This is a genomic window from Microbacterium sp. A94 (genome assembly GCF_051842855.1).
Classification (GTDB): domain Bacteria; phylum Actinomycetota; class Actinomycetes; order Actinomycetales; family Microbacteriaceae; genus Microbacterium.
Map to the genome: position 1 here is coordinate 914,308 of NZ_JBPXMU010000001.1, position 13,671 is coordinate 927,978.

The window sequence follows — 13,671 nt, forward strand, 5'->3', positions numbered from 1 at the left end:
TCGCCGGCAGGTCGCGACTTCTTCTGCACACGTGGCCCCTCCCCTTGTTTGCGAGTGGGCGCTCGTGGCTTGAGTTCCGCGTCGTTTCGCGCCACAAGCGCCCATCCGACTCGTCTAGGCCTGTGGAAAACGTAAACGCGCGGATGCCGGATCCCGCAGACTCGGTCACCATGACGACCAGAGATCCTCTTCCTGCTCACGCCGTCGGCACTGCGTTCCTCAGCGGTCGACGGGGCGCCGCCGGCATTGCGGCCCGCGGGCGGCTTCGCGGACGAGACGTAGACAAGCCGTTCCGAGGCATCCGCTCCCAGGGCATCGACCTATCGACCATCCGCGGACGGTGCGTTGCTCTTACTCCCCTCCTCGGCCCCGAGCAAGCGATCAGCCACAGCACGGCGCTTGTGCTTTGCGATGCTCCGCTCCCGTCCGCACTCGAACGGGACGACGCCGACCTGCACGTCAGCAGCACAGGGTCACGACGAAAGCGGCGCAAGGGAATCGCGTCGCATCGGCTTGACGGCGCATTCCCCACGACAGTTACCCACGACGGCATCCCGATCGTGACGCCGGCGACGGCCTGGTGTCAGCTCGCCGAGTACGGATCGCAGAGAGCGCATCGACTCGACATCGAACATCTTGTGGCCGTTGGTGACTTTCTGCTGTCCGGCACGGTTGTTCCGGGTGGATCACGTATTCCCCCGCTGTGCACGGAGGCGGAGCTGCGCAGCGCGATCCGCGCTCATGCCGGGCGGCGCGGCGCGCTGATGCTGTCCGAGGCGAAGGGGTTGATCCGCGCCGGCGTCGACTCACCGCAGGAGACGCGGTTGCGTCTGCTGCTGGTGTGCGCTGGCCTGCCCGAACCCGTCATCCATCACCCTGTGATGACTCGGCTCGGCACGTTACATCCTGATCTGGCGTACCCGGGAATCCGCCTGGCGATTGAGTATGAGGGTGACCACCACCGCACTGATGACGCGCAGTGGCGTAGCGACTTCGAGCGGGTCCGCGCTTTGCAACAAGCCGGTTGGACGGTCATCCGCATCAACAAGGACGACCTCAATGACCCGATCCGCTCCCATGCGCTCCTCGCCCAAATTCGCGCGCTGCTCGCGAGCGGGTAGTTGTGGCTTCAAAACTCGCGAAAATAGAGCCACAACTGGACACTCGCAGGCAAGTTTAGGGAGCTACGGCGCCGTCGAACAGAATATCCAATTCCTCGCAGGTGAAGGGCGCAGCGACGGGGGTGCCGTCAGGCAGCGTGCAGAGGTTGAGCGGCGGGACGGGTTCGGGTGTCGGCTGACCAACCTGGAACACGAAACGGTTCGTCAGGGTGCCGTCTTCCCACAGCGCCGTGCATGCCGCGAGCATCCTGGCGTCTAAACCATCCCCCACATCGACGACAGTTTCCACCCCCTTCAGCGCCGACTGGTCCTCAGGGAAGCTCACCCCATCCGCGCAAAGCACCGTCACGGAATCGGCTGTCGGCTGCGCCACCGGCGTCGACGTCATGTTCTGGAACCCGATGACACCGAACACACCGGCCGCAAGTGCCATCGCCCCCGTCGCGACGAGCAATACCGTGCGTCGGCCTGTGGTCGAGGGCCGCACAGTATCCGCACGCACACCCCGCACGAGCTCACTGCGCAGTCGCGCACGGAACTGCGGATCGATCGAATCATCGTGTGTCATCGCGCCTCCATCCAGCTCTCGAGCGCGCGCGGGTGCGCGGACTCCACCGCTAGGCGCAGACGCTGCTTCGCCCGATTCAGACGCGTACGGATCGTCCCCGATGGGAGTCGCATCATCGTCGCGACTTCCCTAGGCGGCAACTGTTCTATGACACACAAAGCCAGCACCTCCTGATCCGATCGAGACAGCCCGTCGAATGCCACGCGCATCGGCTCGCGCATCCCCTCGATCGATAGACGCTCCAACACCGTCTCCGCGTGATCATGCACGGGTTCCACTCGCACGCGACTCATCGCCTTCTCATGACGAATCCGAGACCTAGTCGTGTTGCGCGAGATATTCGTCGCCGTCACCAATAGCCAGGCGATGACTGAGTCGTCCACGACGCGCACGCGGCGCCTTGCCCGCCACGCTTCAAGGAATACCAGGGCCGTGACATCCTCTGCATCCGCAGCATTCATCGCGAAGCGCCGAGCATGCCGATACACACGGTCAACATGACGATCGAATACAACGGCGAACGCATCCTCATCGCCTGCAAGCGATCGCGCCCACAGTTCGGCGTCACCGTCATCGTCCTGATCACGATCTGTTGAGCTCACACCGGCTCCAGCGCGGATTGAACAACGATTCGTCCTTCGCCGTAGCGGTCATTCAACTCTTGCTGCAAGGCTCCGTCGCGGTCGTATGGCACCGAGAGGTAAACGGCACCCTTCATCGCGTCAGAAACCACGGTCCCGTGATATTCCTGCACGACCTTCTGAACAAGCGCGTCCAGTTCTGCCGCAGTATGGTCAGCATTGACTACACAGAGCGCGCCGCCCCAGACTTCGCGGAGGCGAGTTTCGGCGGCTGCCACGTCGCTGCGAACAGCGACATTAAGGATGCTACGGCCGGCGTACACCGCGTAGTGATGCAGGTCATCCTCGGCATCTGTGTTCTCAGGGGCGGGAGGAATGAGAGCGTTGTCGACCCATGTGACCGCATAGCCCTCGATCTGAGATGCAACTTCTGCTGCAGCGTTCAGCGTCTCCAGCGTCGCACGCGGCTCATCGATGATCTGCCAACCGTTCACGGGTTCTGCGCACGGGGTAGAGAACATGAGCACATCTGACGCCGAGTCCAACGATGCCGCGTCAACACCCTCCGAAACCGATGCAACGGTGAAGGTGTGCGCCGCGTCATCGTAGGTACCTGTGACCAGATACTCGCCCCATCGGGTATCCCCTACTTCGTCATACCCACTCGGAACCGTGTCCCAGTCCCAGCCGACCAGATCGATCCCGTCCGCGCATCCCGGCGGGATGGACTGCAAAACTCCACCGAGGCACAGTTGAACGCGATCGCCGCGTTCGATAACCATGACCGGATGCCCCGGTGTCAACAGCTCATCGATGGTCGACGACGCGAGATGCGCCCTCTGCGTTTCGGCATCAGTTGACACCGCGCACGCGCTGAGCGACGAGGAGATGATGGCGCCCAGTACCACTGCCACCACGACGTTCTTCGGCATCCTCGCCACCATCATGTCTCCGATCTCTGCCGCTGCTATCCCTCACTATGTAATGTCCACAGCGGCAAAAGCGTTACATCCACCGCGCGATTGACTCCTCATACCCCTGCGAGTGGGTAGTTACACCCCGGCGAGTGGGTAGTTGTGGCTCGAAAATCGCCCGAAACCCAGCCACAACTGGACACTCGCAGGGGGTGGGGAACGAAGGGCGAGGAGGAATCAGCGAGCGGCGGAATCGGCGTTGTAGCGGTCGAGGACCTCATTGATGGGGGCATCCAGGACCAGGCCGCCCTTGTCGAGGTAGAGTCCCCGCGTGCAGAAGCGACGCAGGTCGTGCTCCTTATGGCTGACGAAGAACAGCGTCCGCCCTTCGGCGAGCAGCTCGTCGATGCGCTGATAGCACTTGTCGCGGAATCCCTTGTCGCCGACGGCGAGCACCTCATCCACGAGCAGGATCGGCTCGTCGAGTTGGGAGATCACGGAGAAAGCCAGGCGCACCTTCATGCCATTGGAGAGGTGCTTGTACGGCATCTCCTGGAACTGCTCCAGCTCCGCGAAGGCGATGATGCTGTCGTACCGCCGAGTGACCTCCTCGCGCGGCATGCCGTGCAGACCCGCCATGAGGCGCACGTTCTCGCGCACCGTGAGATCGCCGACGAAACCACCGGTGAGTTCGATCAGCGGAGCGACACCGCCGTTGACGGAGACGGAGCCCTCGTCGGGCAGCAGAACACCGGCGACGAGTTTGAGCAGCGTCGACTTGCCTTGACCGTTGCGGCCGACCACGCCGATCGACTCCCCCGCCTGCACTGTGAAGGAAACGTCGCGCAGCGCCCAGAACTGCCCGGGACGGCTGCGCCGGGATGCACCGGCGAAGAGGTCTTTGAAGTTTCGCCGCCCCCGTCGGTTGCGGCGGAAGTGCACGCCCAGCCCCTTGACCTCGATCGCAGCAGTCATCACAGCTCCTTCAGCACGGGGCGCTCAAGTGTGCGGAACACCCATGACCCCAGCGCGAAGATGGCGAGGCTCATCACGGCCCCGATGAGCACCGTGGTCAGGTGCCATTCGTCGGGGAAGAACGCCATCCGATACAGCGTGAAGATGCCGGCCAATGGGTTGAACGAGGCGATCGTGTCGAACGGAGCGGGCAGGTTCGAGACACTGTAGATGATGGGGGTCGCGTAGAACAGCGCACGCAGGATCAGCCCCGTCGTACGCTCCAGATCGGAGTACAGCGCACACAACGGTGCCACTAGTAAGCCGAGCCCCATGAGCAAGATGACCTGCAGCACAATGGCAACAGGGAACCACAGGATGCCCCAGCCGATCTGGACCACCTTGTCGGGGTTCGTCTCGACCAGCATGTTGATGATCACGAAGACGGCGAGCACGGGGAGAGCGAACAGGAACTCCAGGCCCTTGCTCAGCACGATCCGATTTATCCAGATCGACCGCGGGATATTCGTTGAGCGGACCAGGCGCGCGTCCTTCTTGAAGGCCCTCGTGAAGTCCGAGACCGAGGTGTTGAACCACACCCAGGGCAGCAGCGCGGTGATCAGGAAGATGATGTACGGATCCTGGCCGACGTCGCGCTGGAATACCTGCGTGAAGACGAACCAATAGATCAGGCTCATCACCAGGGGGTCGAGCACCGACCACAGGTAGCCGAGGAAACTCGTCGCGTAACGAACTTTCAGATCGCGACCAGAAAGCAGCCACAACGAATGCAGGTATCGCCGGGGCGTACCCGGCGCCCCGACAGCGGCGTGACTCACGGTTCTGAGTTTAGGCGAGGGTGTTGTTCCACATGGTCAGCGCCGAGCCGATTGCCATGTGCATGTCGAGATACTGGTAGGTGCCCAGACGTCCGCCGAAGTGAACGTCCTGCTCGCCCTTCTGTAGTTCGCGGTAGGCAAGCAGCCCCTCACGATCCGCCGGAGTGTTCACCGGGTAGTACGGCTCGTCCGTCTTCTCCGCGAAACGGGAGAACTCCCGCATGATGACCGTCTTGTCCGTGGGGTAGACGTCCTTGCGCTCCGGGTGGAAGTGCTTAAACTCGTGGATGCGAGTGAACGGGACATCCATGTCCGGATAGTTCATCACCGGAGTGCCCTGGAAATCACCAATATTGAGCACTTCCTGCTCGAAGTCCAGGGTGCGCCAACTCAGCTCGCCCTCGGCATAGTCGAAGTACCGATCCACCGGACCGGTGTACACGATCGGAACCTGCCCGACGAGCGCCTTACGATTCAGCGGCTGCGACTCATCGAAGAAATCAACGTTCAGCTTCACCTCAATATTCGGGTGATCCGCCATCCGCTCCAACCAGGCCGTGTACCCGTCCGTGGGCAAACCCTCCCACGTGTCACTGAAGTACCGGTTGTCATAGTTGTAGCGGACAGGGAGGCGACTAACGATGTCCCCGGAAAGCTTATGCGGGTCGGTCTGCCACTGCTTAGCCGTGTAATCACGGAAGAACGCCTCGAACAACGGACGCCCCACCAGCGCAATCCCCTTCTCCTCGAAGTTCGCCGCCGACTTCACGTCGTACTCCCCCGCCTGCTCACGGATCAGCGCACGCGCCTCATCCGGAGAATACGCAGCCTGGAAGAACTGGTTAATCGTGCCCAAGTTCACCGGCATCGGATACACGACACTCTTATGGTTCGTATACACCCGGTGCTCATAGTTCGTGAACGTCGTGAACCGGTTCACGTACTCCCACACCGTCTGATTCGACGTGTGGAACAGGTGCGCACCATAACGATGCACCTCGATCCCCGTCTCCGGCTCCGCCTCGCTATACGCATTACCGCCGATGTGAGAGCGACGCTCGATCACAGTCACCTTGCGGCCAGCATCCGCGGCACGCTCTGCAATGGTAAGGCCGAAGAAACCAGAGCCCACAACAAGAAGATCCATGGGGTACATCGTATCGGCGCAAATCTGTGAGCTTCACTATGCTGACCTCAGACAGCGCAATCTGAAGCGCTTACCCTGCGACCCAAAGGTACAAAAAACGATGTTCCTCCGCGCCCTGACGCTCTTTGCGAGCGCTGTTCTTGTCGGCAGCCTGATGGCTCCGACCGCCGCCTTTGCTGCTGAGCAACCGCCATCGGAAGATGCTCCCGTGACGATGAGCACAACAGGGTTCAACCCCGGTGTCACACGCTTGGCCGGCGCCAACCGATACGAGACTGCACTGGCTATCTCGAAGCGCTACTCCGCTGGCGTTCCTGCTGTGTTCGTCGCCACTGGAAGCAACTTCCCCGACGCGCTCTCGGCCGCGGCCGCGGCTTCGCTCGTTGACGGGCCCCTCTTGCTGACGCCGGCCAATGCGTTGCCGAAGAACGTTCGTGCTGAGATCCAGCGACTCAAACCCCAGCAGATCTACGTCATCGGGGGCACGGGAGCGGTCAATGCTCAGGTCTTCAATGCGCTGAAGCCTCTCGCGCCGAAGATAACGCGTCTCGGAGGAACTGACCGGTACGAGACTGCGCGCACCATCATCAAGAGCGTGTTCAGCACCAGCAGCACAGCACTGCTGGCAACGGGGCGGACCTTCCCCGATGCGCTCGCTGCCACCGGGGCTGCCGGTCTGCTGGACGCACCTGTCGTCCTCGTCGACGGTGCAAGCTCCAAGATTCCGGATGCCACCGTGAAACTGCTGCGTTCATTGAATGTGCGCTCGGTCACCATTGCTGGTGGTCCCGGTGCCGTGTCAACGGGGATTGGCGCGCATGCCAGGGCCCTGGGATTCACCGTTCAGCGCCTGGGCGGTGCCTCACGTTTCGAAACAGCAGCGGCGATCAACGACGCGCACTTTCCGGCGGGCAGCAGCAACACGATGTTCCTGGCGACAGGCGCCAACTTCCCGGACGCCCTTGCTGGCGCAGCCCTCGCCGGCAGCCTCGGCGCGCCGGTGTATGTCACGCAGGCGAACTGTGCTCCCCCGGCCATCCGCGCTTCTGTCTCGCGTCTCGGCGCATCCAGCACTGTCGTACTCGGCGGCACCAGCGTTGTGAGTGATGCGTCCGCGAAGAATGCTAATTGTGCACCGCCCCGCCCCGTTGCACCGCCCCGCCCAGACCGCACGAAGCCGATCGACACCTGGAACTGCCCAGACTGGGCACGGATCAAGGGAAACGCAAGTTCGATGATCTACCACGTCCCCGGCGGCGCGTTCTACGAGAAGACGAACCCGGAGGAGTGTTTCGCGACCGAAGCGGCCGCCCAGCGGGCAGGCTACCGAAAGTCGAAGCGCTGAGGCCGATATCGCAAACGCACGGCGAGCACGAAGAATCTCAGGCAGAGAATCTAGACTGGCACTGCCATGACTCTGCAGATCTTCGTGCCCTTCTGGGGCGACCCTGACCTCCTGTTCGAGACGATCGATTCGGTGCTCGCCCAGCGCAATCCCGACTGGGAGATGACGATCATCGACGACTGCTATCCGGATGAGTCGATTCCGGAGCGGATGGCCGCGTACACCGACGAGCGCATCACCTATGTGCGCAACCCGAAGAACCTCGGCATCACCGAGAACTACCGTGAGGCGATTCGCCGGGCAACCAGCCAGTACATCACGATTCTCGGATGCGACGATCTGCTGCACCCGCATTACGTGGACGTCGTCACCGATGCCATCAAGCGGCATCCGATGGCCGACGTCATCCAGCCCGGTGTGAAGGTCATCAATGAGCACGGCACGACCATTCGCCCTCTCGCGGATCGCATCAAGCAGAGCCTGCTCACCCCGCGCGGAGGCGAAACGATCCTCACCGGAGAGCAGATGGCCACCAGCCTGCTGCGCGGCGACTGGCTGTACTGGCCGTCGCTGACATTTCGTACCGAGACGCTGCAGCGCATCGACTTCCGCGAAGGCCTCCCGATCATCCAGGATCTCGCGCTTCTGGTCGACATCGCACTCGACGGCGGCTCGCTCGTCTACACGCCGCCGGTCGCGTTCTCCTATCGCCGCCACGGATCAAGCGCCTCGCAGAAGACGCTGCTCGATGGCCGGCGGTTCCAGGACGAGCGCGCCTATTACGCCACCGCACGCGCTCTTGCAAAAGCCCAGGGCTGGCGGCGCACCGCCCGCGTCTCCCGTATCCGTCTCATGGGGCGTCTGCACGCGGTCACGGAGCTTCCTGGCGTTCTTCGGCACGGCAACCGCGCTGGACTAAAGTCGACTCTGGCTCATATCTTCGCGCTGTGACATGACCGCGGCGCCACGACGAGATCGCATCACTGGAGAGGTTCACCCCATGGCCGAACACCTGCTCATTACGGGCGGAGCCGGATTCATCGGCTCGCACCTGGCTCGCCGCTTCCAGCAGGACGGGCACACGGTGACCGTTTTGGACTCGCTGTCGCAGCAGGTGCATGGGACGGACCCTGCGACCACCTCTCCCCTGCTGCGCTCGCTCGATGGCGTCGCCCGTGTGATCGAGGGCACAGTCACATCGACCGATGACCTGCGCGGTGCGCTGAAGGATGCCACGATCGTCATCCATCTCGCAGCAGAGACTGGCACCGGTCAGTCGATGTATGAGATCGACCGCTACGTGAACGCGAACGTCGGTGGCACCGCGAAGCTGCTCGACATTCTCGCTAACGAGGAGCACACGGTGCGCCGAGTCGTGATCGCCTCGTCGCGCTCGATCTACGGCGAGGGCGCATATCGCACCGAAGACGGCCGGGTCATCTACCCCGGACACCGCGCCGATGCAGACATGGCGGCGGGCGACTTCGACGTGCACCACCCGGGCGAAGGCGCGCTCGAGCTCATCCCCACCGACGAGTCTGCGGCGTTGCATCCGTCATCCGTCTACGGCATCACTAAGCAGATGCAGGAGTCGATGGTCATGACCGTCGCCCCCACCATCGGCATCGAGGGAACCTCGGTTCGCTACCAGAACGTGTACGGCCCCGGCCAGTCGCTGAAGAACCCGTACACCGGCATCCTCTCGATCTTCTCCACCCTCATCCGCCAGGGCAAAGAGATCAACATCTTCGAGGATGGCGAGGAGAGCCGCGACTTCGTCTACATCGACGACATCGTCGAAGCCACCTATCTCGCAGCCACGCACCCGGCTGCGGCCGGTGAAGTCTTCAACGTCGGCTCCGGCGTCGGTACGACCGTGAACGAGGTTGTCGAGGCGCTGTTCGAAGGTCTCGGCCGCGAGGTCCCGACGCACATCTCCGGAAACTACCGCCTCGGTGACATCCGCCACAATATCGCCGACACCACCCGGATGACAGAACTGCTCGGCTTCACGCCGGCGGTGACGTTCCGCGACGGGGTAAAGAAGTTCGCCGAATGGGTTCTGACCGAACCTGTCGAAGAGGACTCCTATCAGCGCTCGCTCGATGAGATGGCCCAGCGGAATCTTCTGAAGTGAGTCGTCCGCTGCACGAGCCGCGAGAATTCCCCTACCGCGCCAACAGTCTGAACCTGTTCCGACTGATCCTGGCGTTCCTCGTGCTCGTCGCGCACGCTTTCTTCACCGCGGGCTACGACTGGTCGCCCGGATTCAACGGCGAGAATCTCGGTGGGTGGGCGGTCATCGGTTTCTTCGTCATCAGCGGTTTCCTGATCACACGATCGCGCCTGCGTACGGATGCCGGCACCTACCTCGTGCACCGCATAGCACGCATCATGCCGGCGTTCTTGGTCTGTCTGCTCGTCACCGCTTTCGTCTTCGCGCCGATCGCGATGCTCGCCACACACGGCACACTGTCCGGGTATCTGACCACCGGGCCCACTCCGCTGGAGTACATCTGGGGCAACCTGTTCCTGCACATCGATCACTACGGCATCGGTCAGTCGTTGAGCGCGGTCCCCTACGCCAACACGTGGAACGGCTCGCTGTGGACGCTGTACTTCGAGTTCATCTGCTATCTGATCGTCTGGGTACTGGGCGCTCTGGCCATCTTCCGCCGCTCGGTGCTGCTGGTCGCGGCGCTGTGGGCGGGGTCGGTCCTCGTGCGCATCGTCACCGCGATGGGAATCACCGGCGGCCTGAACGGTGACTTCGAGCTGCTCGCACGCCTGCTGCCGTACTTCCTCGGCGGATCCCTCATCTACCTCATCGTGCAGCGGTGGGGTTTCGTGCCGCTGATCGGCCTCGTGTCGATCCCGATCGCTGCGGTGCTCATGGTGTTCGTGCCCGTCGCCGGCGGACCGCTGGCCGCGCCGTTCCTCGGCTACGCGCTGCTGTATCTGTCGACGATCGTGCGCCAGCCGCAGTGGATAGCCAAAAACGACGTGTCCTACGGCTTTTACATCTACGCCTGGCCGATGCAGCAGCTGGTCTTGATCTTCGGCGGTGCACAGTTCGGCATCGTCGTGTACATCCTCATCACGACGGTCGTGACTGCTCTTCTCGCGACGGCGAGCTGGTTGTTCGTGGAACGACCTGTGATGCGCCTCGCACGCGGCCGCGCAGCGTCTCCGGCTCCTGCTCCGGCCTAGGCGCGGGCTCTCGCGCGCCGGCGCGCTTCACGCCACAGTCGCACCAGCAACAGCCGCGATTGCAGAGCCTGACGGACTCCGCGCGGGCGCTCGCTCGAAGCATTCGAATCGTGGATGCGGCGGCGCACGGTGGGCGCGGCGACATGGACCAGTTCCCCACAGGCGTTGGCGAGCGTGGCGAGCCACAGGTCGTGCGATTCGTCCAGATAGTCAGGGAACGGCAGGGCCGTAGCCAGGAAGTCGCGGCGGATCGCCATCGCGCACCCGAAGTAGGGAGCATCGCCCATCAGAATCTGCCGCTGGTTGTAAGCCGTGCGCGCGCCGTCCTCGGCGCGCAGCAGCCAGTCCCGCCCGGTGAGCGGCGAGCGCAACGGCGAATCGTCGCCAAGTAGGACGAGATTGGATGCTGCGACGGCATGGTCGAGCGTCGCATCCACCAACAATGCGCGACGGCCTGGCACCCAGATATCGTCCTGGTCGCTGAGCATCAGCACATCGCCGGTGGCCAGACCGAGCGCTTCTTCGAAGGTGCGCACGTACCCGCGGTTGTTTCCCCGCGGATGCACGCGCACGCGCGGGTCATCGACCGTTGACAGCAGCGCGACGGTGCCATCTGAGGATGCGTCATCGACGATGACGACTTCGTCCTGCGGTTCCAACTCGGCGAGGATCGAGTCGAGCTGTTCCTGCAGGTAGGCGGCACCGTTGTAAGTCGCCATACACACGCTGACACGGACATCGCTCATGCGCTCTCCTCTGCGGCGTCAATGGGACGCACGGGGTGCTCGCGCAACGCCGTGCGCAGCACCCACAGCAGGTATCCGCCAACGCACAACTCAGAAATCGCAACGGCCCAGGCGACGGCGGGCACCGAGCCAAGGATCGCGAACAGGATGATCAGCGGGGCTCCGACGACCGCGCCGATCGTGGTCGAAACGGCGAGAGCGCGCACCCGGCCGAGGCTCACCAGACTGGCGTAGCCGACCACGGCGGCAGTGGCGATGCCGACGAAAGCAACGCCCAGCGGCAGCGAGACCGACAGCGGCACAGAAATGGTGCCGACCGAGAGCAGCGTCGATACCCAAGGGCTGAGGAACGCGATCAGCGCACCGCCGATGATCCCAATACCCATGGCCGCGACGGTCGCGATGCGCATCCGCCGGGGACGCCCGCCATCGTTCGCCGGCACCCAGCTCTGGAAGAACTGTTGGATGGGCAGCAGCGCGATCGATGCATACCGGAACAGCTGGTTGGCCAGCGCAAACATCGGCTGCAACGGCCGCAGGAATATCCACACAGCGAGCATCGGCAGCGTGATGTAGAGACTGGTCACCAGTGTTGCCGAGACGGCATGCCGCTGCGTCGCCAGCAGGGTCTTCAACGGCGTGCGGTCTTCGAAGTCGGCATCCTGCGGCGAGCGATGCACGACGAGCGCGGAGATGCTCACCGCGGCCAGGTAGCCGAGCCCCTGGAAGACCAGGTATACCCAAAGCTCGTGAGTGAACCAGACCCCGACGAGCCCGAGCACACCGCCGATGACGATGGGCACGGTGTCGAAGAGTAGGAGCCGCTTCGGGCGCCCCTCGCCGGTGAAGTACCAGTTCGCACCGAGGTACGGCAGCAGGTAGACGGCAGCGCCGAGGATCGAGATGCCGATATCCCCGTGGGTGAGCGCGATCAGCAGCAGCGCGATCAGGGGGAACACGCATGCGTACAGGACGGCGCGAGCCTGCAGCGAGCGGCGGAAAAAGGCAGGGCGTCGTTCCTCGGCGATGCTGGCGACGCTCGCCGCGCCCACCGCTCCCCACCCGAAGGCGACGAGAATGCCGCCGAACTGGGCGACGGTCTGGATGAGCACCAGCGTGCCCCACGTGGCCTCTCCGACGGTGTCGGTCAGCAACGGGATCGCGACGATGCCGAGCAGCGTCACGATGATCACCGAGACGGTAAAGCCGCTCAGTCGCCCCGCTACGCCGCGGATGCCGGCCGAGCTCACGTCTGCTCCCCCTCGAGCACAGGAGCCTCAAACACCGGAGCGTTCCAGGTGACGGTCGCAGCGATCGGTGCGAGGCCTGCGGGCATCCGCCCCATCCGACCGCGGACGGCCGCAGAGATCGCCGCGCGGTACACCCGCCACAGCGCACGTCGCGGGCGAGCTACCCACAGTGCATTGACGAAATGGATGCCGTCGAGGAGGCTGTCGCGCAGAATCTGCTTCGGGGCAGCGAACAGGTACTCGCGGTTCAGGACGATACGGTTGCGCACCCGGTAGAAGTAGCGGAACGGCGTGCTGAGTGTGGTCTCCGGCGGGATGCCCGGCAGGCGCACAGGGCGCCCGAACAGCTCACGCCGGTACTGAGTGCCCAGGGCATGCCCCAGACGGATGCCGCTAGCGGCGAGCACCGTGAAACCCGCACGGCGCAGCCGCAGCTCATACTCGGTGTCGACCAGATCGATGAAGAAGTCGGCCCGCAGGTCGCCGACGGCGTCGATGACGGATGCCGGAATCAGCATGCCCGACTGGATGACGTTCGCCGCGGGTGCGTACACCGGCGCGCTCTCGCCGCGCGCCTGGCGAACGGCTGCGAAGAATTCGGGGACGACGACGCCCACGCGCACGCCGTCAGCGCTCGCGGTCGCCGCAGCGGCCACCAGCGTGGTGATGAAGCCGGCCGTTGCGACCGAATCCTGATCAAACGTGACAACTTGGCGGGCACCGCGGTCACGGGCAGCGCGAATACCGTCGTTCAGTGCCTGCGCGATACCGACGTTCTCCGACTCACGCACGACGATGACGCCGCGATCTGCCAGACGGACGAGTACATCGTCCGCGTCTGGTCCCGTGCCATCGTCGACGACGACGACACCGTCGACCTGATCGATGACAGAGGCCACCGCACGCTCTGCCGATGCACCCGGCCGATACGTGGAGAAGACCGCCCATACCGGCGCGTGGAGATTCGGTTTCATCGCCCACCTAGACTAGCCTCAT

Annotated in this window: 14 protein-coding genes; 5 read left to right on the forward strand and 9 right to left on the reverse strand. The window is 63.6% G+C overall.

Annotated features, from left to right (window positions below; all coding sequences use genetic code 11):
* The first annotated feature begins 170 nt into the window (after positions 1 to 170).
* Complete coding sequence (locus ACSU1L_RS04595) at positions 171 to 1,121, forward strand: endonuclease domain-containing protein (RefSeq protein ID WP_439254861.1); 951 nt, start codon at positions 171 to 173, stop codon at positions 1,119 to 1,121.
* A gap of 55 nt (positions 1,122 to 1,176) precedes the next feature.
* Here ACSU1L_RS04595 and ACSU1L_RS04600 read toward each other — a convergent pair whose 3' ends face one another.
* The 6 genes from ACSU1L_RS04600 to glf all read right to left on the reverse strand — a co-directional run bounded on the left by ACSU1L_RS04600 (position 1,177) and on the right by glf (position 6,124).
* Complete coding sequence (locus ACSU1L_RS04600) at positions 1,177 to 1,689, reverse strand: hypothetical protein (protein WP_439254862.1); 513 nt, start codon at positions 1,687 to 1,689, stop codon at positions 1,177 to 1,179.
* Positions 1,686 to 2,291: an RNA polymerase sigma factor gene (locus ACSU1L_RS04605; RefSeq protein WP_439254863.1), complete on the reverse strand. Its 606-nt coding sequence runs from the start codon at positions 2,289 to 2,291 to the stop codon at positions 1,686 to 1,688. Before ACSU1L_RS04605 ends, ACSU1L_RS04600 begins: the two co-directional genes overlap by 4 nt.
* Positions 2,288 to 3,202, reverse strand: a complete 915-nt coding sequence (locus ACSU1L_RS04610; RefSeq protein ID WP_439254864.1) for a hypothetical protein — start codon at positions 3,200 to 3,202, stop codon at positions 2,288 to 2,290. Before ACSU1L_RS04610 ends, ACSU1L_RS04605 begins: the two co-directional genes overlap by 4 nt.
* Before the next feature lie 219 nt (positions 3,203 to 3,421).
* Entirely contained in the window at positions 3,422 to 4,159 is a 738-nt protein-coding gene (locus tag ACSU1L_RS04615; RefSeq protein WP_438253522.1) for an ABC transporter ATP-binding protein, read from the reverse strand.
* A complete protein-coding gene (locus tag ACSU1L_RS04620; protein WP_439254865.1) occupies positions 4,159 to 4,977 on the reverse strand; it encodes an ABC transporter permease in 819 nt (272 codons plus the stop codon). The genes ACSU1L_RS04615 and ACSU1L_RS04620 overlap by 1 nt, the downstream gene beginning before the upstream one ends.
* Positions 4,978 to 4,987: 10 nt before the next feature.
* Positions 4,988 to 6,124 carry a UDP-galactopyranose mutase gene (gene glf, locus ACSU1L_RS04625; RefSeq protein WP_438253520.1) on the reverse strand — a complete coding sequence of 379 codons (1,137 nt, stop codon included), beginning with the start codon at positions 6,122 to 6,124 and terminating at the stop codon, positions 4,988 to 4,990.
* 214 nt (positions 6,125 to 6,338) lie between these two features.
* On the opposite strand from glf, the gene ACSU1L_RS04630 reads away from it, so the two are divergent.
* The 4 genes from ACSU1L_RS04630 to ACSU1L_RS04645 all read left to right on the forward strand — a co-directional run bounded on the left by ACSU1L_RS04630 (position 6,339) and on the right by ACSU1L_RS04645 (position 10,679).
* Entirely contained in the window at positions 6,339 to 7,469 is a 1,131-nt protein-coding gene (locus ACSU1L_RS04630; RefSeq protein WP_439255044.1) for a cell wall-binding repeat-containing protein, read from the forward strand.
* A gap of 66 nt (positions 7,470 to 7,535) precedes the next feature.
* Positions 7,536 to 8,420: a glycosyltransferase family 2 protein gene (locus ACSU1L_RS04635; protein ID WP_438253518.1), complete on the forward strand. Its 885-nt coding sequence runs from the start codon at positions 7,536 to 7,538 to the stop codon at positions 8,418 to 8,420.
* A 49-nt stretch (positions 8,421 to 8,469) separates the two neighbouring features.
* Complete coding sequence (locus ACSU1L_RS04640) at positions 8,470 to 9,606, forward strand: NAD-dependent epimerase/dehydratase family protein (RefSeq protein ID WP_439254866.1); 1,137 nt, start codon at positions 8,470 to 8,472, stop codon at positions 9,604 to 9,606.
* Positions 9,603 to 10,679 carry an acyltransferase family protein gene (locus tag ACSU1L_RS04645; RefSeq protein WP_438253516.1) on the forward strand — a complete coding sequence of 359 codons (1,077 nt, stop codon included), beginning with the start codon at positions 9,603 to 9,605 and terminating at the stop codon, positions 10,677 to 10,679. The genes ACSU1L_RS04640 and ACSU1L_RS04645 overlap by 4 nt, the downstream gene beginning before the upstream one ends.
* Here the strand turns inward: ACSU1L_RS04645 and ACSU1L_RS04650 are convergent.
* Genes ACSU1L_RS04650 through ACSU1L_RS04660 form a run of 3 tightly spaced genes read right to left on the reverse strand, consistent with a single transcriptional unit; the run spans position 10,676 to position 13,649 of the window.
* Positions 10,676 to 11,425, reverse strand: coding sequence for a glycosyltransferase (locus ACSU1L_RS04650; protein ID WP_439254867.1), 750 nt, complete (start codon positions 11,423 to 11,425; stop codon positions 10,676 to 10,678). The genes ACSU1L_RS04645 and ACSU1L_RS04650 overlap by 4 nt on opposite strands.
* A complete protein-coding gene (locus tag ACSU1L_RS04655; RefSeq protein ID WP_439254868.1) occupies positions 11,422 to 12,675 on the reverse strand; it encodes a lipopolysaccharide biosynthesis protein in 1,254 nt (417 codons plus the stop codon). Before ACSU1L_RS04655 ends, ACSU1L_RS04650 begins: the two co-directional genes overlap by 4 nt.
* Positions 12,672 to 13,649, reverse strand: a complete 978-nt coding sequence (locus ACSU1L_RS04660) for a glycosyltransferase (protein WP_439254869.1) — start codon at positions 13,647 to 13,649, stop codon at positions 12,672 to 12,674. Before ACSU1L_RS04660 ends, ACSU1L_RS04655 begins: the two co-directional genes overlap by 4 nt.
* Between the last annotated feature and the right edge of the window lie 22 nt (positions 13,650 to 13,671).